This window comes from Halomonas sabkhae (genome assembly GCF_030409265.1).
GTDB classification, from domain to species: Bacteria; Pseudomonadota; Gammaproteobacteria; order Pseudomonadales; family Halomonadaceae; genus Halomonas; species Halomonas halmophila.
In genome coordinates this window covers 207497-231691 of the sequence record NZ_JAUFPM010000015.1, presented here as the reverse complement: position 1 = coordinate 231691, position 24195 = coordinate 207497, and the positions used below count along the sequence as shown (strand labels likewise).

Below are 24195 nucleotides of genomic sequence, written 5' to 3'. Positions count from 1 at the left end.
ACTAGCGGGGCGTCATCACTATCAGCAACCCATTGCGGGCGGGACCCCAGGCAGCTTGGCGGCAAGATTATCAGCCCTGCGGCATCAGGCACACAGGCACCAAGCTCTGTCCCCAGAACATGTCCGACTATCTCGTTAACCAGGCCCCGGTGGATGTCGTCCGAGGCAAGCTTGTCGGGATAGAACTTGACATAGCAGGGCTCAGGCTGGCGCTGCGCATCTAGATTGAGAAGGGCAATGTGGGTATGGGCGGAACAACCGTCGTTCACTACAGCGTCGGGGGCAGTGCCACGGTAGTCATGCTCCCTGAGTATCGTTATCGGCATCCTTGATGTTCTCCGCGATGCGTTCCCTGGTGGTCTTGGTGTTATTGGTCTTGGACGGTTGATCAGCGATTCTATTGGCGATTTGCTCGAGCAGGATCAAATCATCTTCGGTAAGGCGTCCGGCGATGGCAGCTTCCTCAATGTGGTGGAGGGCGCTCGCGGACCGGGGTGTGGCGAAGCGGCTGAGCTCCTGTGCTTGCTCTGCTGGATCTATATGCTCTTCTGCAGGATCAGCTTCTGTAGTGAGGTGCTGAGCCCCTTTGCCCAGGAGCAGCCACTCTTCACGAACTCCTAGCCAGCGACATAAAAGCTGCAGGTTGGCTTGCGTCGGGATGCTCTCACCTTTCAGCCACTTTGAAGTCGCGTTCGCTGACTTGCCAGTTATCTCATGCATACGAACTGGGGCGCCTCGCAGCCGGCGCCCTGAGTCAACGATTGCCTTCCTGAGGCGTTTTGCAAAAGCCTCACGTAGCTCTTCATTAGTAACCATCGGTTTATTATGCGCTCCATTTGCACCAACTTTCAGTTTCGGTTTAATATGAACCAAAGGTTGGTTTTTGGAGCCGGACATGACCCCGTTAGAACAAGCTGTGCAACAGGTAGGTGGTGTCCCTGCTTGCGCTCGTATTTGCGGCATCTCAACCCCCGCGGTCCGAAAGTGGCTTCTTCGGGGCCGTTTACCTCGCACCGAGTACACCGGAGAGACCCAGCACGCCCAGCGCATGGCCGATGCCAGTGGTGGGGCCTTTTCGGCTGATTGGCTGCTGGCGCATGCCGGCCCTGCATCTGATTCACAGGTTACGCCAGGAACCGATGAGAAAACGCCCGCTTGATGGAGGTGTTGATTCATACAGGTATGGGCGAGGGGACAGGCATGACGACATTGATGAACGAGATTGAGCAACTGGAGCGGGAGCGTGCCCGCCTGGCCGAAACCGACCAGGTGCTGGCGCGGGTGCGGTGCGACCTGCGCTATCACCAGGCCAAAGCGGAATGGCTGGCGCTGATCGAGCCCTGGGACGACGGCGCCCGGGTGATCGTCAGCGGTCGCCGGCTGATGCACCAGTTCTTTGCCGACCACTACCAGCACGAGCTCGAGCAGCTCGAAGGGGCAGCGTGATGAATACTACAAAGCCGATTAAGACAGAGGATCGCCGAGCTTCCTTGGAGGCAGTGGGCCGGGCGGCTGTTGCTGGCGCACAAAAGGAAGGTGGTAGCGCTGAAGAACAGGCCTGTCATGTGGCCCGGGCGATGCTCGCTGGCGCGGCAATCTTGGATGGCCGAGAAGCCCCTGTCGTTCTTGTTGGTGCAGGAATGAGACTTCCTGACCAAGCGGAGGCCCTTGAAGCGCTGGCGGCCAGATGCCGCCAGCAGCAAGCCGATATTGATCAGCTTATGTCGGAAGGTCTTGCATTTCCGGCGGACGATGAGGCTCTAAAAGCTCGTAGCGCTCAGGATGAGGAAGGTCATGAAACTTCCCGGAAGCCCAACGGAAAGCCTTCTCGGGGAGCTTGAAATGATTCAGCTCATCAGCCAAGGCAATCATCAAGTCCATCTCGCTCATGGCTTGAACAGTTTCGATCGTCCAGTGATGGAGTTGGACAACCTTCAAGACAAGCGGGTCGACGCCCTCCATCGGCAAGCCTTGGTACTGCGTGCGAAGTGTCTCGCGGTACACCTCAAGCAAGAATGCGCGAAACGTTTCGCGGCAGGCTTTGGCGAGATCTTCACGGTTAACAGGTCCGGCTCCCAACGGTACGTCATGTTTGGGGGCTACTTCGCTGTAAATCTGTTCCCAAAGCCCTGGGTAATCAGTTTCGGTCATGTCGGTGTTCCTTCTGGTTGCGTGAGAACTTCCAGTGTATCGACCTTCGGCATGGCCCTCTACAGCGCCGGGGGTGTGGCATGAGTGAGATTACCGCCTCCATGCTCCCGGCCTTGCTGGGTCGCCCCGTGGCCTATCAGCCGGTATTCACCCAGCTCCCGGGCGTCTCGGTGCAGGGCGCCATCTTTCTGAGCCAGGCGCTGTTCCTGTGCAACACGCCCACTGCCCAGCGCCGCGATGGTTGGTTCTGGAAAGAACAGCAGGGCGCCCATGACAGCTGGGAATCCGAGACCGGGATGAGCGCCAAGCAACAGCAGACGGCCCGTCGTCAGCTGGTGGCCATTGGCGTTCTCGAAGAGGTGCGCAAAGGTGTGCCGGCGAAAACGTGGTACCGCGTGAACTGCGACCGTCTGGCGGAGCAATTGGCCGATGCTCTGAGCGATGACGAGCCCCCAGAGCAGGCCGAGACGGCCGCCACTTCCCAGAATCTCCCATCGGGAGAATCTGAAAACTCCCGAACGGAGAATCAAGAATCGCCCGAAGAGAGTGCACAGAATCTCCCGAATGGAGATTTCTTACAGAGACTACAACAGAGAGTAACCCCCCCTCCCTCTGACGCGGGCGATGTTTTCGATCGAGCAGCCCAGCAGGACGACCAGGGCCAGCCGGTGGACGACACCCCCGCACCGCGCCAGCAGCCGATGACCTACGACTGGCAGCCCGATGCCACCCAGCTGGCCGTGGCTTGCCAGCGCCGTGGACTTGCCGCCCACACCCAGCCCGACGCCGCCAGCCTGGCGGACTTCGTGAGCCACTTCGCCGAGAAGCCCGGCGAGCGCCGCACCCAGCAGGGCTGGCACGAGCGCCTGGCCAAGTGGCTGGCCGAGAACCGTCAGCGCCAGCCGCTGGCCACCACCGGAGGATCCGATCATGCACAACGCGCAGCAGCTCACCGAGGCGACGGTCGCCAATCTGAGCGCGAAGCGGTCCGGGACCAGCTCGCCGACCCGCACGACACCAGCTGGGCAGACGGCTGGTGGCCAGCAGACGACACCGCCGAGGGAGCAGACGCTGGCGCTGGTCAACCAGGTGTTCACCCGCTTGGAGGCGATTTTTCCGAGGACCTGGGCGAGTGCCTTCCCGAGTGCGGACATGCTCAATCTGGCCCGGCGGGAGCTGGCGCAGGAACTGACCCGCTGGCCAGCACTGCCGACGCGGCCGGTGGTCGAGCGGGCCATGAGCGACCTGAAGCGGTCGGGGAATACCTGGCCGCCGACGATCCCGGTGCTGGTCTCGATGCTGGCGCCGACACCGGAGGACTTCGGTATGCCGGCCGTCGCTGATGCCTGGGCCGAGGCGTGTGGCCACGCTCATGAGCCACGCCGGCACCGGTGGAGCCATGAGGCGGTGCGCCTGGCGGGCAACGCCGTTGGCTGGTGGGACCTGACGCACACCACGGCGGCCAGCGCCTGGCCGCGCCTCGAGAAGCGTTTTGCCAAGCACTACCAGGCCCTGATCAACCGGGTGATGGCCGGCGAGGACCTGACGCCGCGCCACCTGCTCGAGCACGACGGCCAGCGCAGCCAGGCCGAGCTCGCCGAACGGGCCGGGGCCGAGCGCGCCAGCCGGCTGGTGGATGATGCCGGGCTGCCGCACACCATGAACGCCGACCAGGGGCTCCGGTCCCTGCGGGCCGCACTGGGGAGGGAGTGAGATGGGAGCTGTGATGCAACCGACAGGCCGTGAGGTATCCCGCGAGGGCTATGACGACGTGCGGCGCTCTGGGCGCCAGGCACGGCAGAGCCAGCAGGTGCTCGATGCCATCCGGCAGGGTGGCCCGTGCACACGGCAGCGCATCGCCGAGTTGACCGGGTTGGCACTGTCCTCGGTCTGCGGTCGCTGCCGTGAACTGCTCGACACCGGCCAACTGACCGTGGTCGGCACTGCCGGCAAACCCGCGCGCCAGATACTGGCCTACGTGCCCGAGGAGGCCAACGACGCGCCTCGGGGTGATCTGCTCGACGAATGCACGGAGGTGGCCCAGCCATGAAGCCGATCGACATCGAACACGAGGTGCTGCTGGCGCTGCGTGCCACGCCCGGCCAGGCCATCCAGGCGATCCGGCGTCGGATCACCACCGCCCAGGGCGAGGGCCCGGGCTGGCGCCCGGTGGCAAATGCCGTAATGCGCATTGAGCATCGCGGCTGGGTGCGGATCGTCGCTGAGCAGGAGGTAAACGGTGTGTGGCATCCCGCCTACGGGCTGACCGATGCCGGCCGCGAGCAGGCCGATCGGGTGCGCACCCAGCGGATCAATGCTCAGGGAGCGGAGGTGTCGGCATGAACATCATTCAGCGAGTTTATGACCGCATGACGGGCGTGCTGGGCCGGGACTGCCAAGGGAGGGCAGTGAAGAAAGGCGACCTCGTGGAACCTGCGCCGCACATCCCGAGCGAAAAGCTCGACCCTCGCACAAGGTGCCAGATGATCGCTGATCGGCACCCGAAAGAATCTGAGTTCATGGGGCTCGGCGCTTTGGCTGTATTGGTCTGCATCGCCCCTGATGGCAACCCGCTCTTGGTCAGGCAATGGAGCGCCATACGCAAAGTGCCTCAGTGCGAGCAGGAGGCCCGGTGGGAGAACGTCGAGCGGATGACGGGCTGGGTCCCGCGCACCGTCGAGCAGCCGAGCGAGGTGCCGGCATGAAATTTCATCCAGAAGGCTTCGTGATGCTCTACCTGCAACTGATCGCGTTCGCAGGCCTGAGCTGGGCTGCGGTAGATGCGTGGCATAGCGGCGTAGAGGTGGTGGCCGTGGTCTGGCTGGCCCTGGTCCCTCCTTTTGCTTACACCATCCCGTACTTCTTTAAAGAGGCGTTCGGGCTGAATGCGCACCAGAAAAGAAATCGGAGCGGGCAATGAAGCGAACAGCTCTTGAACGCCGCACCCCACTCCGCGCCAAGGCGCCGATGAACCGCAAGCGGGAGAAGCGCGGCTTGTCGTCAAAGAACCGGGGCCCGGTGAACAACAAGCTTCGTAGCGCTCCGCGGAATAACGACAAGCGGCACCCGATCCGCGATGCCGCCCAGGGCGAGCAATGCACGCTCAATATTGTTGGTGCTTGCAGGTACGACACGCAGACGACGGTGCTGGCCCATCTTCCTCTCGGGGCCGGGATTATGGGTGGCAAGGAGGGCGATCTCTCTGGGTGCTTCGCCTGCACAGCGTGTCATGACGTGATCGACGGTCGAGCGAAGTGGCCGCCGATGGAGGGTGAGCACCGAGACTTCTACCTGCGCCGGGCGATGGTGCGCACCTGGCGCCGCCTGGTGGAGAAGGGCGTTATCCAGATAGAGGAACCCACCACATGAGCGCAGTCGCGTGGATTGCCTGGGTACTGGCCGGGCTCGTCATTCTGGGTGCTTTTGTCCTGGGCAACGTCTGGTGGGTGATGCGGGACATGGACGATCGGGGAGAGGTCCACGATGACGACTGATCGCCAAAGCCTCGCGCAACAGGCCGGCATGCTCTGCAACCTGCCGGCGTTTGGCCTCTATCTCGATGCGCGTGCCCGTCGTGACAAGGGCCTGACGGTCGAACAGCTCCCCGACGGTACTCACAACGCCGAGGACGCAGCCGATGCCGTGCGCCGGGCATGTGGCGTGGGGAGTCGTGCAGACCTGGATCACAACGAGCAGGCGGCGGCGATGTACAAGCGCATCGTCGCGGACTTTGGGCGCTGGAAACGGAGGACTGGGCTTTGAGCTGGAACCAGAGGAAGCGTCCGGCGCAGAAGAAGCGCACATGGCGAGAGAAGTCACTGAACAGTGCATCGCTCGGTGGCGGCCAGCCGGAACCGGCGGCAAAACCTCGCCGGCGGCCTGTCGACTGGGAAGGGCAAGAGCAGGCGGTGCTGATCCGCTGGCTGTACGGCGAGAAGATGCGCGGCCAGCCGGTTGGCGAGCTCTACGACGCCATTTATCACCCACCTAACGGCGGAGCCCGCCACAAGAAGACAGCCGCTGACATGAAGCGCCAGGGCGTCAAGGCCGGGGTGAGCGACCTGGTGGTCCGTCAGGCCCGGGGTGGTTGGCACGGGCTCTACCTCGAGCTGAAGGCGACGCCGCCGAGGAACGCCGGGCTGGCCGACAGCCAGCGGGAATGGCTCGAGGGATCGGAATATGAGGGCTACTGCTCGGCGCTGGCGTTGGGATTCGAAGAGGCCAAGGCGGTACTGCGCGAATATGCGAGCTGGCCACGTACCGAGGTGGTGGGCTGGCGCTTTGAGCTCAAGAACGGCACGGAATGGAGAAGGGGGCCTGATGGCAGTCGGTAAGCCGGATTATCAGCGCATGAGCATCACCGAGCTTCGCAACGTCGCATGGCACCAGCATCCGTCGCACACCGAGGAGGCCGCGCGGGTATTCGTATCACGTCTCCTGGAGATGGAGGCCGACCGCCGGAGTTACCACATCGGCCAGTATCTCGGTTACGCCCCGATTAGTTCGGTGGTGCTTATAGGAGAGCCCCCTGGCGGGGGCGGCACGTCCAGCGAGCCTTTGGCGGACGTATATCATCGCGGATCCTACACGGACGCACATCACCAGGCTGCCCGCCGCTTCATCGAGTCGGCGCACCTGCCGGAGCGCCAGTTGCTCGCCGCACTTATCCAGGCGCGAAAACTGGATCGTCGGGCGAAGGGGAGTGAGTGGGCCAGAAACTACGAAGAGATCTCGGCAGACCTCGGGCGTTATGCCCGGCAGCTGGGGTTCGGCTGCATCCAGCCTGTGGCGACGTATTGGTTCGATTGCGTGCGCATCGATCAGCGCACGGGACTGCAGTCGCGTACTCCGCATCATCTGCCAGTTTTTAAGAATGGCCATGCGATCCGGGTGGCGTCCCAGAAAGCCCGGGCAAAGCTTATCAAGCTAGCGATTGGTCAATATGATGTATCCGAAAGAAGAAAAACGGCATAAAAAGCACAACATATTGATGTTGGCCCTTGCTTTCGAGATACAGTTAAACTAGTGTGTTGGTAGCTTGGCGATCAGTTCGCGCCAGGCGCCAGACATCATCAAAGCCCTGCCGGCCACCCGGCGGGGCTTTTCCGTTTCAGCGGCCGGGTCAGGTGGTAAGACGCCGGGCTCATAACCCGGAGTGAGAGGTTCGAATCCTCTGGCCGCTACCAGTTAAGTCGCTCCTCGGGTGCTTCGTCCCCTTGTCACCCATGCCTTGAGGGGAGCGGCTTCTTATCGGTGAGGTGCTCATGCAGTGGCTTGATTCAATAGCCGCCATCCCGCGTGGCGCTATCCGCCTCGCATGGGCGGCGCATGTCGACCATGCGTTCGCTGAACGTGTCATCGACATGTGCGAAGAATTCGGCTGGTCGATGGATCAAGCCGGCCATGTGATGGCTTGTATCGCGTTCGAGAGCGGTCGGACATTCAGCCCCTCAATCCGCAATGCGGCCGGTTCCGGTGCGACTGGGTTGATCCAGTTCATGCCGGCCACGGCTCGAGGGCTCGGCACCACGACCGACCAGCTGGCTGACATGACACCGGTTCGCCAGCTCGATTACGTGCAGGATTATTTCCAGCCCTACCATCGTCGCATCAGCACACTACCCGACATGTATATGGCCATCCTGCTCCCGAAATATGTCGGCGAGCCCGGGGGTAGCGTGCTGTTCTCCAGCGGCGTCGCCTACCGGCAGAACGCCGGGCTGGACGCGGACAGCGACGGCAACATCACCAAGGATGAGGCGAGCGCCAAGGTTCAGAACATGCTGGTCAAAGGCCAGCGCCCCGAGAACTCCCGGCTGATAGCCGCGTGAAGCAGGCCGCCTGAGAGGTGCGCCCTATGACGAAACGCAAACCTGAGAGCCGCTCCATGCCTGGACGAGACCCGCAAAACTGGCAGTGGCTGCTCGACCACTTCCCGCATCTCGGGATGGCGGTCATGACATTCGCTATTGCTCTCGCGCGCGGCGTGCATGATGGCAGCCCTCTCAAGAAAGCTCTTCTCGGCGCGGTGGTCTGCACGCTGCTGGCCATTGCGTTGTACCCGGTATTTCTGTGGCTGGCCGAGTCGCGGGCGTGGCCACAAGAGGTGGCGATTGCCCCCTGCGTGTTCCTCGGCTTCCTGGGCACGGAGTGGATCCGCAACAAGGCGGACGATCTCTACGACGTCCTGGTCAGCCGCTGGCGTAAGTGAGGTTACCGATGGAATGGCGTGACGCAGTGACCGAAGTGGCGAAGTACGCGCCAGCCGTGGCCACGGCCTTGGGTGGCCCCGCCGCTGGGGGTGTTACTGCCGGGGCCGCCCAGATGGTCACCAGCGCGCTGGGCGTCGAGAACAGTCCGGCCGGCCTGGTGGCAGCGACGCAGGACCCTGACAAGCGAGCCGAGCTGCAGCGGATCAACAGCGAGCATCGCCGTGAGCTCGAGCGTATGCGCCTTGATGCTGAGTCTGCCCAGGCCGCCGAGGTGACAGCCCGGCTCACCGAGACCAACAAGACGATGCGTGCCGAGCTGCAGCACGACGGATGGTACAAGTCGGGATGGCGTCCGCTTGCCGGCTACGCATTCACTATCTCGCTCTTCGGGCTAGCTGCGGTCGTTATCGCCGCCATTGCTCGTGACCCATCACTGCTCTCGGAGCAGTACGTCATGGCCGTGCTGGCCTGGCTGATCGGCACGCTGGGAGCCGCGGTCGGCATCAACGTGCGGGAGCGCTCGAAGGACAAGGCTCGGCAGCTGGGTCAGGCTCCTGGCGGCTTCATGGATGCGATCAAGGCCAAGTGAGATCCCGCGGCGATGATCTGCCGCCGCGCCCGCCCTTTGGGTCCTCCTGGCCGGGGCCATGCGGCCTACGGGGCAGCGCAGTCGCAGAATTTGGCTATTTACGAGCATTTTTCAGGGCGAGGTTGTTGTTTCGATGTCGAGGTCAGCGCAGCCCGCACCAGACCCTTCATGGCTGAACAAGAGCCAGATGGCGGCGAGCCTGGGAATCTCGGTGCAAGCCTTTGATAAATGGGGCGTTAAACCCGTCGCCAGGATTGGCCGAAGCGTCTACTTCGACTGCCGGTCAGTGCTCGATGCCAAGCTCGCCGAGCTGGAGGCAAAGCACCAATCATCGCAACCGGACGGTGCCGACGAGGGCGAGTTCGATCCATTGCTGGAACATAAGCGCGACCAGGAGGAATACCTGCTGACCAAGGAGCGTCGCATCGGCCAGCAGCAGAAGAACGAACTGGCCGCGCGGAAGGTCGTTCCCTCGGAATTCGCCATCTTCACCTTGTCGAAGGTCGCGGCGGAGATCGCCGCCATCCTCGACACGCTTCCGCTGGTCATGAAGCGCAAGCATCCCGATCTGGAGACACGACACCTCGACACCCTGATGCGGGAGTTGGCGCGCGCCCGCAATCAGGCCAGCGGCCTGGACGAGAAATTGCCGGAGCTGCTGGATGACTTCTTTGACAGTATCGACTCAGCAGCTTAGGGAGTGGCGCCGATCGGTTCGTCAGGGTCTGCTTGCGCTCTATCGCCCCGAGCCGCTCACGGCGGTGGAATGGGCTGATCGGAATTTCTACCTGTCGAGCGAGTCGAGCTACCACGAAGGCCGCTGGACCACGTTGCCGTTTCAGATCGCCATTCTGAACAGCATGGGCAACGACGAGATCCGCACGGTCAACGTCGTGAAGTCGGCCCGTCTCGGCTACACCAAGATGCTCCTGGCGGCAGCGGGCTACCTGCTGGAGCACAAGAAGCGCAACATCCTGACGTTCTCGCCGACCGACACGGACGCCGAGAGCTTCATGAAGACGCACCTGGAAACCATGGTGCGCGACGTTCCGGTGGTGCTGGACCTGGCGCCCTGGCACGGCATGAAGCATCGCGACAACACCCTGTCGGCCAAGCGCTTCGCCAACGGCAAGCAGGTGTTCGTGCATGGCGGCAAGGCCGCCCGCAACTACCGCGAGAAATCGGTCGATGCGGTGATCTACGACGAGCTCGCCGCCTTCGACGAGGACATCGAGAAGGAGGGCAGCCCGACCACTCTTGGTGACAAACGCCTTGAAGGGTCGACGTTCCCGAAGTCGATCCGTGGCTCGACACCCAAGGTGCGTGGTCAGTGCCAGATCGAGGCGGCGGCCGACGAGTCACCTCACCAGCTGCACTTCCACGTGCCGTGCCCTCACTGTGGCGAGGAGCAGGTGCTGAAGTGGGGCGGGCCGGACGCCGAGTTCGGTATCAAGTGGGACGAAGGCAAGCCAGAGACGGCCTTCTATCTGTGCGAACACAACGGCTGTGTCATCCGGCAACACGAGCTGCAGGACGAGAGTCGCGAGCACAGTATCAAGGGAGGCATCTGGGTGTGTTCGGAAACGGGTATCTGGACTCGAGACGGCATCGACTGGTTTGCCGCTGACGACGAGCCGATACCCACGCCGGACATCGTGGCCTTCTATCTCTGGACTGTTCTCAGCCCGTTCACGACCTGGGAGCGGATCGTCCGCGACTTCCTCAAGGCCAAGAGCTCACCATCGAAGCTCAAGACATTCGTGAACACCACTCTGGGCGAGACCTGGGAAGACGAGCTCGGCGAGAAGCTCGAGTGGGAAACTCTGTACGGTCGACGCGAAGTATTTCCGCGCGTACCGGATGCCGCCGTGGCCCTGACCGGCGGTATCGATACGCAGGACGACCGCTACGAGGGGCGTGTCTGGGCCTGGGGGCCGGATGAGGAAAGTTGGCTGGTGGATCGCTGGATCTTGTATGGCGACCCTGCTGGACCCGAGCTCAAGCGTAAGGCAGCGCAAAAGCTGCATCAGGGATACCAACGTCCAGACGGTAACTGGATGACCGTGATGCGCTGGGGCTGGGACGCCATGGGCCACTACACGGACGAGGTATACGCCATGAGCAAGCAGCAGGGCCTCTACTGGGTGGTCCCACTGCAGGGCGCCAACGTGGCTGGCAAGCCGATCGCCAATTTCCCGCGCAAGAAGAACACCAAAGGCGTGTTCCTGACGACAGTGGGAACGGACAACGCCAAAGAGCTGATCTATAACCGCCTGAAGCTGCAACCGCAGCCAGGCGAGGCCGTCCCGGGCTGTGTGCACCTGCCGGCCAATGATGACGTCTGCGACGAAGACGAAATCAAGCAGCTCACCGCCGAGATCAAGATCGCCAAGATCGAGAAGGGGCGGCGCGTCTATCGCTGGGATGCCGGCGGCCGGCGCAACGAGTCCCTGGATTGTTTTGTCTACGCCCTGGCCGCGTTGCGCATCAGCCAGCAGCGCTTCGGTCTGGACCTCAACGACACCGCCACGCTGGCGCCGCGACCCAAGCGACGCCGTAGCCGCGTGACCCGAAAGAGCAGCTTATGACCACCGAGACCTATACCGAACGCCTGGCCAAGGTGCGCGAGGCCATCGACCAGATTCTGGCCGGTTCGCAGAGCTGGATGCTGGGGAATAAGCAATATACCCGCGCTACCCTTAGCACGCTCTACGACATGGAGCAGCGCTACGCCAAGCTGGCTGAACGCGAGCAGGCGGCAGCCAACGGTCGGGGTGGACGCAGCCGCGTTCGCTACATCGGGATCTGATCATGGGACTGTTCCAACGACTGACCTCATCGAGCGGGCTGGATGCGCGGCGCGAGGAACTGGTGCGCCAGGAACTCGATAAGCTGGCGGAATCGCAAGGCACGACTCGGGCCAACACCGGCAGCGAGACCCGCCATCGCGGAGCTAGCCGCATGATCCGCTCGATGCTCAGCTGGCTACCCGGGCTCGGCAGCCCCAAGCAGGATACACCGACCGGCGAGCGCGAAACCCTGATCAGTCGCTCGCGTGATGCCTACCGCAACCACATGCTGGCGCGCGCGGCCGTCAATCGGGCTGCCACCAATGTGGTCGGCATGGGGATTACCGTCCGCCCCAATGTCGATGGCGCTGCCCTGGGGCTGAGCGACGAGGAAGCGGATGCGCTGAACGACCAACTGGCGCGAGGGTTCAGCCTGTGGGCCGAGAATCCGGCCGAGTGTGATGCTGAGGCCAGCCTCGACTTCTACATGCTGCAGCGCCTGGCGCTGATCAGCGCTCTGGTGAGTGGCGACGTCTTTGCGTCTACCCCAGATGACCAGCTTCCTGGCTGCCTGTTTGGTACCAAGCTTCAGCTGGTGGAGGCCGAGCGGGTGGGTAATCCGCTCAGTGTTCGCGACACACCGACCGAGATCGATGGCATCCGCGTCAATGGCCTGGGGCGGCCCACGCATGTGCGCATCTGTCGTGGTTATCCCAGCGATCATACGACCTCGCAGGAGTGGGATTGGCACGCCATCTTCGGCAGCCGCACCGGACGCCGCCGCATCCTGCAGCTGATGAACGAAAAGGGTCGCCCGGGGCAGGTGAGAGGCGTTCCCTACCTGGCGCCGATCCTCGAGGCGTTACAGAAACTGGAGCGCTTTACCCAGGCCGAACTGACCGCGGCGGTCATCAGTGCCATGTTCACCGTAGCCATCAAACACGACCCTACCGAAGACCCAGCGTCCTACTCTCCGGGACCGATGTGGACCGAGGACAGTGATGATCCCAACAAGCCGGAGCGGCCGGTAGTCACGTCCAATCGGGAGGAAGCCAGCGACGGTGACAACCTGACTCTGGGAGAAGGTGCCGTCTGGGACCTCGAGGAGGGGGCCGAGCCGGTACCGATCAGTCCGAATCGACCCAATGCTCAGTTCGATCCGTTCTTCGTGGCGGTGGTAAAGGAAATCGGCGCGGCCCTGGAGCAGCCGTCCGAGGTGCTGCTGATGCACTTCTCGACGAGTTATACCGCCGCCCGCGCCGCGTTCAATCAGCTCTGGAAATTCATCAAACAACGCCGACATCACCTGACTGTGCAGTTCTGCCAGCCGACCTACGAGCTGGTAGTCGATGAGATGGTGGCGCGCGGCATGGTCGATCTGCCGGGCTATCGCGACCCGGCCCGGCGTCGGGCATATGTGCGCGCTCTGTGGATCGGTGAGCCGCTGGGCAGCCTGAACGAGCAGATCGACGCCAAGGCCGCGACGGAACGGATCGCCAACGGCACCAGCAACGAGCACCTCGAGACCATGGCCCTGCACGGCGAAGACTGGGAAGACGTCCACCGTGACCGGGCTCGCGAGATCCGTCGCAAGAACGAAGACGGCGTGCCGCTCTACGTCGGCGGCCAGGTCCATGAGCCCGACGATCCGGACCCGAACCGCGCCAACGACGATACCGACTGACCCGCCATCCGGCGGGTTTTCACGAGGAGAGCATCATGCGCACCGCCTTCGATCTGGCGGCCAGCCGCAACTGGCTGATGACCGCCGAGGCGCTGGATACCCTGCTGGCCGTCGCCGATCGGCAGGGCGACGTCGAGGCCCTGGAGGCCCGCCTCGGCCGCCCACTGGACAACACGCGCAGCGTCAGCGTGCGCGACGGCGTGGCCGTGATTCCGATCACCGGCCCGGTCTTCCGCTACGCCAACCTGCTCACCGAGATCAGCGGGGCCGTCAGCACCGAGATGCTGGTCAAGGACATCCAGACCGCGCTCGATGATCCCAGCATCAAGGCCATCGCACTCAACATCGACAGCCCAGGTGGAGAGGCGACCGGCATCAACGAGCTGAGCGACCTGATCTACAACGCCCGCGGGCAGAAACCGATCAAGGCCTACGTCAGTGGCCAGATGGCCAGCGCGCTCTACTGGATCGGTAGCGCCGCCGACGAGGTGATCGTCGACGACACCGCCCAGCTGGGCAGCGTCGGCGTGGTGCTCAGCCTGCGCAAGCGCGAGGACCGTCCTGGCGAGAAGAGCTACGAGATCGTCTCCAGCAATGCGCCCAATAAGCGGCCCGACCCCGAAACCGAGGCCGGACGTGCCCAGCTGCAGGCGCGCACCGACGAGTTGGCTGCCGTGTTCCTGGACAAGGTAGCCCGTAACCGGGACCTGCCTCGCGACGAGGTCAACGATCGGTTCCGCCAGGGCGGGATCGCCACGGGCGCCCTGGCCGTGGAAGCCGGCATGGCCGACCGCCTCGGCTCCCTGGAATCCCTCATCGCCGAGCTGGCCGGCTCATCCGCCAGCAGCCAACCGAGGAGCAACATCATGACCACCGTGAAGACTACGGCCGAGCTGCAGGCCGCGATCGAGGCCGGCACCGACCCGAAGTCCATCAAGATCGCCGAGCCCGAGGCCGTCGATACCGACAAGCTCAAGGCCGAGGCCGCCGAGGCCGAGCGCACGCGCTGCAAGGGCATCCTCGACCTGGCCTCGCCGGGCTTCGAGAAGGAGGTGGCGACGGCCATCGACGAAGGCACCAGCGTCGAGGCCACTGGCCTGAAGCTGTTCAAGGCTGCACAGGATCGCGGTATCAGTCTGGATGGCATCCAGGGAGATGCCACCACTGCACATTCGGCCCCGCCACCGAGCGATGACAAAGAGGCCGAGGAGCGCAAGTCGGCTGTCTCGGCCATCACGGCTGCCTGGAAGTAACAGCGGCCGGCCCCTTCGCAACGATTAGAGGAACTCGATCATGTCTGGCATGACCACTACTGCTCATCCCCAGGTCGCTCGCCTGCTGGCCGGTGATTTTCCGACCCGCTTCATGACCGTGACCATCGAGGCCGGCCAGGTGCAGCCCGCTGGCGCTGCGCTCGGCGAAGTCACGGCTAGTTCGGAGTACAAGCTCTCTGCCACAGGCGCGGGCGATGGCAGTGAAACCCCCAGCGTCGTGCTGTGGGAAGACGTCGACGCGAGTGGCGGCGCCGTCGAGGCCGAGGTGCTGATCTGCGGTGATGTCCGTTTCAGTGAACTCACCCTCGGTAGCGGCCACACCGAAACCTCGGTAAAGAAAGCGTTTCGCAGTGTCTCGCTGTTCGTGCGTTAACCCATCCATCGCTGAGGCCGCCCCGGCCCTTCATCACCGACTCACTGACCCCAGGAGAATCCCATGGACCTGTTCGAAACTCGCACGATGCTGGAGGCCGTCGAGCAGATGAAGCGTGCCCGGCGCTTCCTCGGCAACACCTTCTTCGGCGGCGACCCGGTCAACTTCGTGACCAAGCACGTCGACATCGACATCTACAAAGGCCAGCGCAAGATGGCGCCCTTTGTCCGGCCCAACCGCCCCGGCATCGTGGTGGATCGCACCGGCGCCACCATGCGTAGCTATGAGCCGGCCTACATCAAGCCGAAGCTCGAGACCAATGCCGGCCAGCTGCTCAACCATCGCGGTGTCGGCGAGCAAATCTACTCCGGCCGCACCCCGCTACAGCGTGCCGGCGAACAGCTTGCCCGTGACATGCAGGACCTGGATGACCAGATCAACCGCCGCGAGGAATGGATGATCGCCCAGGCACTGACCACCGGGCAGGTCAACGTGGTCGGCGACGGCGTCGACGACGTTGTGGACTACCAGATGTCGTCCTCACACATCATCACCGAGGGCACGCCCTGGACCGACGCTGGTGGGACGCCAATCGCCAACCTGCGCAAGTACAAGCGTAAGATCGCCAAGGATAGCGGCCGCACCGGTAGCACTGCCGTGCTCAGCGTCGAAGCTGCCGATGCCCTGATCGACAGCGAGGACACCCAGAAGAAGCTGGATACCCGGCGCATCGACCTGGGCATGATTCAGCCCGATCAACTCCCGGACGGCGTGACCTATCTGGGGTATCTGCGCGACCCCGGCGTGGACCTGTTCGTCTACGAGGAGTGGTACATCGATGCCAGCGGAAACGAGCAACCGATGATCCCGGCCGGCGGCCTGATCATGGGCCCCACCTCCAGCCGCTGCACAATGCTCTACGGCGCCATCCAGGACATGGAGGCCATCGAGGGCGGGATGTTCGATGTGGCGCGCTATCCCAAGAGCTGGGTGGAGAAGGATCCGTCAGTGCGCTGGCTGATGATGCAGGCCGCGCCGCTGCCCGGATTCCACGAGCCCGACGCCTTCGTCTACGCCACTGTGGCGTAACCCGAGCCCCGCCACAGCGGGGCCAGCACATCATCGGCAGATCAGACAGGAGGCCGACATGGCCAAGTACATCGTGGCTCGAGGCGAGATCCACCGTGGCACCGAAGTGGTTGCGCGTGAGGGCAAGTCCTACACCCCCAAGAATGCCGCGGAAGAGGAGCGGCTGCTGGCGCGCGGCATCATCGTGCCCGAGCAGAGTGAAGAAGAGGAGGCCACCCAGGATGAGGGTGGCGCCGAGAAAGCACCTGCCAAGGGAGGTGGCCAGAAAGGCGGGAGGCAGCGTAGTAGCAGCGCAGGCGGGCAGGCTGGCGAATGAGCCGCTTCGATGACGATGTCCGCGTGGACCTGCGTGGCATCTATGCCGATGCCGGCGACATCGCGGACTACCAGGGCGCCTCGACCGCCCCGGGCATCCTGGTCGTGATCGACCGTGACTGGCAGGTCTACGACAAGGATCAATTGCCCATGCGGGTTACCACGATCAGCGTCATGAGCGCCGACGTCCCGCAGTCCGAGCAGGGCGATCAGATCAACGTTGCCTCGGACCGCACCTGGACCGTGCAGGAAGTGCTCGAGGATGACGGCCATGAGCGGCGGCTCTGGGTGTCCTGACAGGAGGTAGGTGAAATGCTGAACCTCAAGTACGACATCCGGGACTTTCAGGGCCTCAAGAAGCGCTTTGGGAAAGAGGGGGCCCAGAGCGTCGAGAAAGCACTGATCTGGTCTACCAATCGCATGGCCGATCGCGCGGCCACCTATATCTCGAAGGACCTGCGTGGCACCTATGCGATCAAGGCCCGGGAGATCAAAGGGCACCTCAAGATCCACCGGGTGCGCCGCGACCCGACCCGGGCGCTACTGTACACCGGTAAGCGGTTGCCCCTTGAGCAATTCGCGCCCAAGCAACGCTGGGTATCGGTCAGTCCGCGCCGCAAGGTTCGATCGGGGTCGCGCAAAGGCAAGCTCGCTCGACGTCGCGGCGTTTCAGTTCGCGTCCGCAAGGACAAGGGGCGGCAATTGGTGCCCGGTGGCTGGTACGCCAAGGACCATATCCTGAGGCGCGCCGATCAGGGCGATAACGACAGCCAGCCGCGCATTCAGTACGGCCCCTCGGTGCCGGGCATGGTGGCCTACCCAGAAACCATCGAGGGCGCGCAAGACCTGGTGAGGCGTGAGCTACCCAAGGAATTCAGCGGACGACTGGACTATCTCCTCAGCAAGAAGGCAGGGCAGTCATGACCGACCCCGACATCATCGATGCGATGCTCCAGCGCGTGCGTGACCAGTGCCCCGGCCTGGCCAACGTCGACGAGGCGTGGTTTGCCGCGCCGATCGACAATTTTGACGCCGACGTCCCGGCAGCGCTGATCTACCTCGCAGAGGACAGCGCCGCCGGCGAACCGGAAACCATCCGGCCCACCCAGCGCATCACTCTGAGCTACGGCATCTGGCTCGTCACCAAACGTTCCGATTTCCGTTCCCAGCGCCAGGCCTTGCGACAAGTATTGATGGGGTGGGAGCCGACCGAGGAACACGAGCCCGTGGCGTATCGCGGCGGACAGACAACCGACATCCGCGGCGAGCTCATCTGGTGGCGCGAATTCTGGAACGTCGACACTTGGCTGCGTGGCTGACGCCCACAGCTCTACTCACTCAACGGCCCGCCTCGTGCGGGCTTTTTCATGTCAGGAGGTTCTCATGCCCAACAAAGGCGGCCGTTACGAAATCCGTGGCGGTAAGCGGGTGCTCGTCGAACGCACCAAGCCCGCGCCCCGCCCCAAGGCCACAGCCCAGGCCGACGCCAAGCCCGACGCCAAGCCGGCGCCGAAGAAGTCCAGCAGCGACGTGACGGAGAAGAACGATGGCTAAGAAGTGGCGTAAGCGCTACGTCGTGGTCAAGGTCGAATCGGTCTACGGTGAACCCAGTGCCGACATGACTGATGCGACCATCCTCGAGGTGGTGATGCTCGACGGCGGCAACCCCTATGCCGGCGACACCGCGGCGCGCGAGCGCATGCGCAACGGTCTCGGCGCCTTCGAGCAGGTGAACACCGGGCCCTATGTGGAGCGGCAGGTCCGTGTGCCGTACGCCGGTTCCGGGACGCCCGGCGAACCTCCGGCCTATAGCCCGTTGCTGCGAGCCAGCCGGCTGAGCGAGGACATTACCGCCGACACCAGCGTGGTCTATCAGCCCGTCAGCGAGGATGAGGAAAGCCTCGAGATGTGGTGGATAGAAGACGGACAGATGCAGCATTCCAGTGGTGTCCGTGGCACCTGGTCGCTGACGGCGGATAGCCAAGGGCTGCCCTATATCCAGTTTGACCTCACCGGTCTATACAGGAAGCCCGAAGCTGTGGCGGATGCATCGATGGCAGACCAAGCGGTGCAGGCCAAGGAGCTGCCAATCAACAAGCAGAACACCACGGCCAGTGTCGACGGCCACAACGCCTGCATGTCCTCGCTGTCGTTCAGCATGGGCAACACGGTGGAGTACCGAAATCTGGTCAACTGCGAGAGCGTGGAGATCACCGGTGGAGAGTCCACAGGCTCTACCAATATCGAAGCGCCGAATCTGGCTACCAAGGACTATTTCGCCGCAGTGGAAAGCCACAACGGCGTGACCCTGGTGCCGGTTAATCTGACCCACAAAGATGCCTCTGGTGGCACCATCGAGCTCAAGGGCAACCAGGTGCAGCTATCGTCAATCTCACCCACCGACAACCAGGGCATCATGCATTACGACATCGGCCTGCGATTCCTGCCCACTGGCTCCGATGACAACGATTTCACCCTGACCTACAAGTAACCCGCTCACGCCGCCAGCGCGCGGCGTGCCAGGCGCTGATTCGATCAAGGACCCGACGCTATGACCTATGTGCTCAAGGACATTCCCGACATCTGGGTTGATGTCGAGATCCCCACTCCGGGCCTGGATGAGCCCGAAGCCCTGCAGGCGCGTTGGCGCCTCCACTCGTTCGACGACTACAAGGCCCGGGTCGAGCAGATCCAGGCCGGCGAACTCACTGACGAGCAAGTCGTCGAGGACGATCTCCTGGAGCTGTCGGGCGCCGAGACGGCAGACGGCAAACCGATGCCGCATTGCCAGGAGCTGGTGGATGACGTAATGAGCAAGACCTATGCCCGCAAGGCCCTGGTGCTCAGCTGGTACAAGGCGCAAGAGGGCAGGGCGGCCGCCGCCACAAAAAACTGAAAGCCGCCGGCCGGTGGTGGGCGGGCGCCGGTCAGGTGGAAGATGCCCGGGCCGCTGACGCTGAAGCGTTCGGCATAGCGCCCCCGGAGGACCCGGCCGACGAGACTCGCTGCGAGGTCTGGGCCGAGCACTGGTCTGCCCTGGAGCTGTTCATGGGACTGAGTACCCAGTGGCGCGTCGTCGCCGGCATGAATGGTGTCTTCATGTATGGCCTGGACTATCAAGCGCTATACGGCCACCCGCGCTATTCCCGGCTGGATTACGACGCCCAGGACGAGATGCTCGAGCAGATCCAGCAGATCGAGGCCGGAGCGTTGGAGGTGCTGAACTCCTAAAACGCTTTATACCCCCGCCTGCCTGTGTCGGCGGGCCCTATGACAGGACGCCCCATGGCGCCCTGCAATAGCCCGCACCCGTTCATGGGTAGTGCCTCGCCGCCGACTGCGCTAGCCTTCTCTGCTAGACGTCTAGTTGCAGGGGATCTTATGGCTAAGATAAAAGTGCATGCTGGTGATTTTTCGAAAATCAATGCTCAATATACTTTTGGCTCTTTCGTATTGAATGAACCAGGGAAGTGGACCTCTACTTCATATTCGTCCAATGATATAGAGGTGTTAGAGCAAGCAAGTGAGGAGAATGTAAAGCGTCTGGCTGGTACCGCTGGCTGGGGAGTGGCAGGCGCCGCGTTGCTTGGCCCGGTAGGTCTTCTTGCTGGCCTGATAGGTGGCGGGCGAGGAAAAGATGTGACGTTTGTAGTAAAGTTTAGCGATGGGAAAAAACTACTTGGGACAGTAGATAGCAAAGCATATACCAAAATGCAGGCTTCACTATTCTGACCTAGTAATCAACCCTTAGTACTAGAACCCGCTTCGGCGGGTTTTTTACTGCCTGGAAGATGAGGTAGACATATGGCCCGCCAGTACAAGACCGGCCTGATTATCACCGGCGATTCTTCCGGTGGCATCAAGGCCATCCAGGCGACCGAGAAGGAACTGGGCCAGCTCAACAAGGGGTTCGAGCGTGGCAGCCGGCGGGCCAAGCAGTTCGGGAAGGACGCCAACGAGACCAGTCGCGAACTGGAGTTCCTGCGCAACTCGGCGATGAGTGTCGGCACGGCCATCGCCGGCGCCTTCGCCGTCAACAACCTCGCAGGCCAGGCGCAGATGGTGGCGGAAACCGATGCGCTGGCGCGCGCCTTGAGCGTGTCCACCGGAGAGCTGCAGGCCTGGCAGTATGCCGGCCAGCAGGTTGGCATCCAAGGCGACAAGATGGGCGACATCTTCAAGGACACATCCGAGAAGATTGGCGACTTTGCTCGCACAGGCGGCGGCGAAGCGGTCGACCTGATTGAGCAGATGGGGCTCAGCATCCAGGAGTTGCTACGTCTCTCTCCTGATCAGCAGCTTCTCAGGATCGGTGAGGCCCTGCAGAATCTTTCGCCTTCTGAGCGGGCGACTTTCCTGGAGAGTCTCGCAGACGATGCTGTCCGGCTTCAGCCACTGCTGAAGAACAACGCCGAGGCACTTCGAGAAGCCCTGGATGAGGCCGATAAACTCGGTGTCTCCATGGAACGGGCGGATATTGAAGCTGCGATCGAGGCTAACCGCGCAATGCAGCGGCTGATGGCCACCGTACAGGGGCTTAGTAACGCGCTGCTGGCCGACCTGGGCCCGGGCTTTGCCGATTTCACCGGCGACCTGACTGATTTTATCCAGCAGGCCGGCGGGGCTGAAGAAATACTCGAAGGGGTGGGACAGGCTGCCGGCACTCTAGTGACAGTCTATCTGGCTCGCCGGCTGGGACCTGGTCTCCTGTCAGCCGGTGCCAAAGGCCTGACCATGGGGCGCAACATTGCTACCGGTCTGTACTTGGCCGCAGGTGCCACCGGCCCTCTGAACCGTGCCCTGGTCGTCACGCAAGCCCGTGTCGCAGCTACAGCGACGGCCGGCAGGGCTTTAAGTAGCGTGGTGACGTTGGTTGGTGGCCCGGCAGGCGCGCTGATGCTGGCGGCCGGCGCAGCGTACACGTTCCGCGATGAGTTGGGCCTCACCATCCCCAAGGTGGACGCCTCCTCTGAAGCGGTCCACCAGCTGACTGGCGAGCTCGACGACATGAGTCGGGCTGCCGCCGAGAACAAGCTCACGCAGCTGAATAATCAGCTCGCCGATCTCAAAGCCACTGCGGAAGACGCAGGGCAGGCCGCCCTGGACGTCGGAAAAGAGGACACCGGGCACGGCGGTGTCTTGGGTGCCGATGTTGCCGGCCAAGTCAAACAGCTGCAGGAGATCAGCGAGACCGCCAAGCCTGTGCGGCAAGACGTTGCCAACGTTGAGGAAGCGATCGGGCTCGTCGAGGATCGCCTCGAGCAGCTCAACGACACCGGCGACCGCACCCCGCCGACCCTGACCCGGATCAGCGAGGCATCCAAGGAAGCTGCCGAGCGAGAGAAACAATTCGCCAGTTCCCTGGCCACCCTCGAGGATCGCCTGTTCCCTGCCACGGCAGCCCAGCGCGACTTCCTACAGTCGCAGCTCCTGTTGCAGACAGGTTTGATGAAGGGCGAGATTGGCATCGATCGCTACCTCGAGGCTTGGCAGCGGCTGAACACTGAGCGGTCTCGCAATATCACCGGCGGATTCATGGAGAGAGTAGACACCGGTGGCCTGGCCAAGGAGGTCGAAGAGACCAGTGGTGCCGCCCGTGACTTGGGCCTGACATTCACCTCGGCGTTCGAGGATGCCGCGATTGAAGGCGAAAACTTCCGAGGCGTTCTCCAGGGGATCTTCGAGGACATTCAGCGCATCATCATTCGTCGATCCATTACTGAGCCTGCCGAGGACGCGATTTCCGGCGCGCTCGATGGGTTCAGTTGGGGTGATATTGGCAGCGCTATTGGAGGGATTCTCGGAGGCGGTGGCGCGACAGTCGACACCAGCGGCGTCTCCGCGATGGGTTTCAACACCGGGAGTTTTTCCGCCGGCGGTTATACCGGGGACGGCGGCACCCATGAGCCGGCGGGCATCGTCCACCGTGGCGAGTACGTAGTGAAGAAGAGCGTGGTAGAGCAGCCCGGCGTGTTGCCTATGCTCGAGCGGCTCAACCGCATGCCGGGCTATGCCGCCGGCGGCTATGTTGGCGGCCGGGCTATGCCGATGGCTAGTGGGGATCTGTCAGTCCATATCCACAACGAGGGCGGCGAAGCGATACAGGTAGGGCGCCGCGAGGAGCGACGTGGAGGCGATGGTCGCCGGGAGCTCCACTTGTGGGTCAATCGCGCAGTTGACCAGAGGATTGACCAACGATTCGCGGACGGCTCGCTAGATCGAACAATGCGGAACAATTACGGCGCCCGCCGACAATCGAAATAGGGAGGGATAATGCCCACATGGCCCGCCACGCTACCTGACTGCCCGGATTCCCCGGGCTACAGCGAGCAACCCCAGAGCCAGGTCACCCGTTCCCAGCCCGAGGTGGGGCCGGCGAAGACGCGACGGCGCTCCACCGCAGCGCCCCGCACCATTCCGGTGACCTATGGCCTGATCACCCGAGAGCAGGCGGATACTTTTGAGGCGTTCTTCGAGAACGACATCGGCGCCGGGGCGCTCCCGTTCGACTGGCCCCAGCCCCGGCTCGGTACCACGGTCTCGGCGCTGATCGTCGGCGACCCGCCGTATGAGCTCACTCCCGTAGGCAACGGGAAGAAATGGCGCCTAACCATGACCCTGGAAATCCAACCGTGAGGTGAAGCATGAGTGAACGAATTGACATGACACAAATTGAAGCGCTGTCGCTCACGCCGGATCAGCGCCTGCAAGCACAGATCGATGAGCAGAAGCGCTATATCGCAGCACTGGAGGAGCGGCTGAATGATCTGGAGATCGAGGCTCAAGCAGCTATCGATGCGCGCGCTAGTTTAGACAGCTCGCTCCGCGATGAAGTATCTCGACTTGAACGCGCAATCCAAAGCCCCGGGCGTTAACCCGGGGCGGGACTGTCAGATGTCTTTTTTAGCTTGTTCGGCTCCGATCTCTGCTAGTTGCTGGATCGTCATTTCCTGGAAATTCTCAGGTAGCTCAGGGGAAGTTCGGACAGCGGTGTGATCTCCGGCTCTGAACTCAACTGTTAGCCCATTCGCGCGTGATAAAGGCTGAAGCTGCATATTGATCAGTTTCCAGTCTTCCACGTAGCACTCTGACATATCTCACTCCATTAGCGATGTGCGAGCCCTGAGCCTCGCCCGGTGTAGCCGCGGCCATCAACTGGCCATTTCCACAGCCTGAACATCTATCCATACCCCGCCTCGAGCGGGGCTTTTTGTTTCTGGAGCCCCTATGTCCATCCGCCAGATCAGCGCCGAGGGGCTGCACGACATGTTCGCGCAGCACACCGACGCGGCGGTGTTCGCCCTGCTGACGTTCACCCATCCCAATATCGCCGAGCCGATCCGCCTGGTGAACAACACCGAGGCGATCACCTACGACGGCCAGACCTACGAGGGCTTTCCGTTCCACTTCACGCCGCCGGCCGAGGAAGAGGACCGCGAGGCGGTGGCCACCATCGAGGTCAGCAACGTGGACCGCCAGTTGATCGAGGCGTTGCGCACTATCCAGTCACTCGCCGGCGTCGACATCCAGGTGGTGCGCTGGAAACAGGGCACCGTCACCCGCGAGATGCACATCCCGGGCATGTACCTGATGGGCGCCGACATCAACGCCGAGACGGCGTCGCTCCAGATCTCGCACGCGTTCGACATCCTCAACGAGCCGGCCACCCAGGAAATTCTGTCGCCGGGAACCGCGCCCGGATTGTTCCAGTAGGCCCGC

Annotated in this window: 37 protein-coding genes, 1 tRNA gene and 1 pseudogene; 36 read left to right on the top strand and 3 right to left on the bottom strand. The window is 62.9% G+C overall.

The features are described 5' to 3' along the window. Positions 1-297 precede the first annotated feature (297 nt). Positions 298-897 (bottom strand): hypothetical protein, encoded by a 600-nt coding sequence (locus QWY79_RS10360; RefSeq protein ID WP_290272443.1) that lies wholly within the window; start codon positions 895-897, stop codon positions 298-300. A 303-nt stretch (positions 898-1200) separates the two neighbouring features. On the opposite strand from QWY79_RS10360, the gene QWY79_RS10355 reads away from it, so the two are divergent. Then, positions 1201-1446 (top strand): hypothetical protein, encoded by a 246-nt coding sequence (locus QWY79_RS10355; RefSeq protein ID WP_290272442.1) that lies wholly within the window; start codon positions 1201-1203, stop codon positions 1444-1446. Positions 1447-1719: 273 nt separating this feature from the next. Here the strand turns inward: QWY79_RS10355 and QWY79_RS10350 are convergent, their stop codons facing one another. Then, complete coding sequence (locus QWY79_RS10350; RefSeq protein ID WP_290272439.1) at positions 1720-2151, bottom strand: hypothetical protein; 432 nt, start codon at positions 2149-2151, stop codon at positions 1720-1722. A gap of 80 nt (positions 2152-2231) precedes the next feature. Here QWY79_RS10350 and QWY79_RS15830 point away from each other — a divergent pair. The 34 genes and pseudogenes from QWY79_RS15830 to QWY79_RS10175 all read left to right on the top strand — a co-directional run. Continuing rightward, positions 2232-3044, top strand: a pseudogene (locus QWY79_RS15830) (DnaT-like ssDNA-binding domain-containing protein); the annotation flags it as partial. Between the two features lie 37 nt (positions 3045-3081). Further along, positions 3082-3864: a replication protein P gene (locus tag QWY79_RS10335; protein WP_290272436.1), complete on the top strand. Its 783-nt coding sequence runs from the start codon at positions 3082-3084 to the stop codon at positions 3862-3864. Positions 3865-3877: 13 nt separating this feature from the next. Continuing rightward, positions 3878-4201: a hypothetical protein gene (locus QWY79_RS10330; RefSeq protein ID WP_290272434.1), complete on the top strand. Its 324-nt coding sequence runs from the start codon at positions 3878-3880 to the stop codon at positions 4199-4201. Beyond that, complete coding sequence (locus QWY79_RS10325; protein WP_290272432.1) at positions 4198-4494, top strand: hypothetical protein; 297 nt, start codon at positions 4198-4200, stop codon at positions 4492-4494. The genes QWY79_RS10330 and QWY79_RS10325 overlap by 4 nt, the downstream gene beginning before the upstream one ends. Beyond that, positions 4491-4856, top strand: a complete 366-nt coding sequence (locus tag QWY79_RS10320; RefSeq protein WP_290272430.1) for a hypothetical protein — start codon at positions 4491-4493, stop codon at positions 4854-4856. The genes QWY79_RS10325 and QWY79_RS10320 overlap by 4 nt, the downstream gene beginning before the upstream one ends. After that, on the top strand, positions 4853-5071 hold the full coding sequence (locus tag QWY79_RS10315) for a hypothetical protein (protein ID WP_290272427.1): 219 nt from the start codon (positions 4853-4855) through the stop codon (positions 5069-5071). Before QWY79_RS10320 ends, QWY79_RS10315 begins: the two co-directional genes overlap by 4 nt. Continuing rightward, positions 5068-5520, top strand: coding sequence for a nuclease domain-containing protein (locus QWY79_RS10310; RefSeq protein WP_290272425.1), 453 nt, complete (start codon positions 5068-5070; stop codon positions 5518-5520). The genes QWY79_RS10315 and QWY79_RS10310 overlap by 4 nt, the downstream gene beginning before the upstream one ends. Next, positions 5517-5645: a hypothetical protein gene (locus QWY79_RS10305; protein ID WP_290272423.1), complete on the top strand. Its 129-nt coding sequence runs from the start codon at positions 5517-5519 to the stop codon at positions 5643-5645. The genes QWY79_RS10310 and QWY79_RS10305 overlap by 4 nt, the downstream gene beginning before the upstream one ends. After that, positions 5635-5913 (top strand): hypothetical protein, encoded by a 279-nt coding sequence (locus tag QWY79_RS10300; RefSeq protein WP_290272421.1) that lies wholly within the window; start codon positions 5635-5637, stop codon positions 5911-5913. The genes QWY79_RS10305 and QWY79_RS10300 overlap by 11 nt, the downstream gene beginning before the upstream one ends. Further along, complete coding sequence (locus QWY79_RS10295) at positions 5910-6485, top strand: VRR-NUC domain-containing protein (protein WP_290272419.1); 576 nt, start codon at positions 5910-5912, stop codon at positions 6483-6485. The genes QWY79_RS10300 and QWY79_RS10295 overlap by 4 nt, the downstream gene beginning before the upstream one ends. Then, positions 6472-7125, top strand: a complete 654-nt coding sequence (locus QWY79_RS10290; protein WP_290272417.1) for a hypothetical protein — start codon at positions 6472-6474, stop codon at positions 7123-7125. Before QWY79_RS10295 ends, QWY79_RS10290 begins: the two co-directional genes overlap by 14 nt. A gap of 138 nt (positions 7126-7263) precedes the next feature. Further along, a tRNA-Met gene (locus QWY79_RS10285) sits at positions 7264-7337 on the top strand. Between the two features lie 78 nt (positions 7338-7415). Next, the gene (locus QWY79_RS10280) at positions 7416-7982 is read left to right on the top strand and encodes a lysozyme family protein (RefSeq protein WP_290272415.1); all 567 of its coding nucleotides are present in this window, start codon (positions 7416-7418) and stop codon (positions 7980-7982) included. Between the two features lie 26 nt (positions 7983-8008). Next, on the top strand, positions 8009-8362 hold the full coding sequence (locus tag QWY79_RS10275; protein WP_290272413.1) for a phage holin family protein: 354 nt from the start codon (positions 8009-8011) through the stop codon (positions 8360-8362). Positions 8363-8370: 8 nt separating this feature from the next. Further along, the gene (locus QWY79_RS10270) at positions 8371-8952 is read left to right on the top strand and encodes a 3TM-type holin (protein ID WP_290272412.1); all 582 of its coding nucleotides are present in this window, start codon (positions 8371-8373) and stop codon (positions 8950-8952) included. A 187-nt stretch (positions 8953-9139) separates the two neighbouring features. Further along, the gene (locus QWY79_RS10265; protein WP_435389781.1) at positions 9140-9649 is read left to right on the top strand and encodes a terminase small subunit; all 510 of its coding nucleotides are present in this window, start codon (positions 9140-9142) and stop codon (positions 9647-9649) included. After that, positions 9615-11540 (top strand): phage terminase large subunit family protein, encoded by a 1926-nt coding sequence (locus QWY79_RS10260; RefSeq protein WP_290272408.1) that lies wholly within the window; start codon positions 9615-9617, stop codon positions 11538-11540. Before QWY79_RS10265 ends, QWY79_RS10260 begins: the two co-directional genes overlap by 35 nt. Continuing rightward, positions 11537-11761, top strand: a complete 225-nt coding sequence (locus QWY79_RS10255) for a DUF6148 family protein (protein ID WP_290272406.1) — start codon at positions 11537-11539, stop codon at positions 11759-11761. Before QWY79_RS10260 ends, QWY79_RS10255 begins: the two co-directional genes overlap by 4 nt. Positions 11762-11763: 2 nt before the next feature. Beyond that, positions 11764-13425, top strand: a complete 1662-nt coding sequence (locus QWY79_RS10250; protein ID WP_290272404.1) for a phage portal protein — start codon at positions 11764-11766, stop codon at positions 13423-13425. A gap of 35 nt (positions 13426-13460) precedes the next feature. Beyond that, positions 13461-14678 (top strand): S49 family peptidase, encoded by a 1218-nt coding sequence (locus QWY79_RS10245; protein ID WP_290272402.1) that lies wholly within the window; start codon positions 13461-13463, stop codon positions 14676-14678. 40 nt (positions 14679-14718) lie between these two features. Further along, positions 14719-15072 (top strand): head decoration protein, encoded by a 354-nt coding sequence (locus tag QWY79_RS10240; RefSeq protein WP_290272400.1) that lies wholly within the window; start codon positions 14719-14721, stop codon positions 15070-15072. Between the two features lie 63 nt (positions 15073-15135). Further along, positions 15136-16161, top strand: coding sequence for a major capsid protein (locus QWY79_RS10235; protein WP_290272398.1), 1026 nt, complete (start codon positions 15136-15138; stop codon positions 16159-16161). A gap of 58 nt (positions 16162-16219) precedes the next feature. Next, complete coding sequence (locus QWY79_RS10230; RefSeq protein ID WP_290272397.1) at positions 16220-16477, top strand: hypothetical protein; 258 nt, start codon at positions 16220-16222, stop codon at positions 16475-16477. Beyond that, positions 16474-16773: a head-tail joining protein gene (locus tag QWY79_RS10225; protein WP_290272395.1), complete on the top strand. Its 300-nt coding sequence runs from the start codon at positions 16474-16476 to the stop codon at positions 16771-16773. Before QWY79_RS10230 ends, QWY79_RS10225 begins: the two co-directional genes overlap by 4 nt. A 15-nt stretch (positions 16774-16788) precedes the next feature. After that, positions 16789-17400 carry a phage tail protein gene (locus tag QWY79_RS10220; protein ID WP_290272393.1) on the top strand — a complete coding sequence of 204 codons (612 nt, stop codon included), beginning with the start codon at positions 16789-16791 and terminating at the stop codon, positions 17398-17400. After that, entirely contained in the window at positions 17397-17795 is a 399-nt protein-coding gene (locus QWY79_RS10215; protein ID WP_290272391.1) for a phage tail terminator protein, read from the top strand. Before QWY79_RS10220 ends, QWY79_RS10215 begins: the two co-directional genes overlap by 4 nt. A 64-nt stretch (positions 17796-17859) precedes the next feature. Beyond that, entirely contained in the window at positions 17860-18030 is a 171-nt protein-coding gene (locus QWY79_RS10210) for a hypothetical protein (RefSeq protein ID WP_290272389.1), read from the top strand. Next, on the top strand, positions 18023-18967 hold the full coding sequence (locus QWY79_RS10205; protein ID WP_290272387.1) for a phage tail tube protein: 945 nt from the start codon (positions 18023-18025) through the stop codon (positions 18965-18967). The genes QWY79_RS10210 and QWY79_RS10205 overlap by 8 nt, the downstream gene beginning before the upstream one ends. 60 nt (positions 18968-19027) lie before the next feature. Then, positions 19028-19372 (top strand): hypothetical protein, encoded by a 345-nt coding sequence (locus QWY79_RS10200; protein ID WP_290272385.1) that lies wholly within the window; start codon positions 19028-19030, stop codon positions 19370-19372. 35 nt (positions 19373-19407) lie between these two features. Beyond that, positions 19408-19707, top strand: coding sequence for a DUF1799 domain-containing protein (locus QWY79_RS10195; protein ID WP_290272384.1), 300 nt, complete (start codon positions 19408-19410; stop codon positions 19705-19707). Positions 19708-19857: 150 nt separating this feature from the next. Then, positions 19858-20208: a hypothetical protein gene (locus QWY79_RS10190; RefSeq protein WP_290272381.1), complete on the top strand. Its 351-nt coding sequence runs from the start codon at positions 19858-19860 to the stop codon at positions 20206-20208. A gap of 72 nt (positions 20209-20280) precedes the next feature. Beyond that, positions 20281-22740: a hypothetical protein gene (locus QWY79_RS10185; protein WP_290272380.1), complete on the top strand. Its 2460-nt coding sequence runs from the start codon at positions 20281-20283 to the stop codon at positions 22738-22740. Between the two features lie 9 nt (positions 22741-22749). Next, positions 22750-23112 carry a hypothetical protein gene (locus QWY79_RS10180; protein WP_290272378.1) on the top strand — a complete coding sequence of 121 codons (363 nt, stop codon included), beginning with the start codon at positions 22750-22752 and terminating at the stop codon, positions 23110-23112. Positions 23113-23120: 8 nt separating this feature from the next. Next, entirely contained in the window at positions 23121-23351 is a 231-nt protein-coding gene (locus tag QWY79_RS10175) for a hypothetical protein (RefSeq protein WP_290272376.1), read from the top strand. A 15-nt stretch (positions 23352-23366) separates the two neighbouring features. Here the strand turns inward: QWY79_RS10175 and QWY79_RS10170 are convergent, their stop codons facing one another. Then, positions 23367-23570, bottom strand: a complete 204-nt coding sequence (locus QWY79_RS10170) for a hypothetical protein (protein ID WP_290272373.1) — start codon at positions 23568-23570, stop codon at positions 23367-23369. A gap of 133 nt (positions 23571-23703) precedes the next feature. On the opposite strand from QWY79_RS10170, the gene QWY79_RS10165 reads away from it, so the two are divergent. After that, on the top strand, positions 23704-24189 hold the full coding sequence (locus QWY79_RS10165) for a DUF1833 family protein (RefSeq protein WP_290272371.1): 486 nt from the start codon (positions 23704-23706) through the stop codon (positions 24187-24189). Positions 24190-24195: the final 6 nt, after the last annotated feature.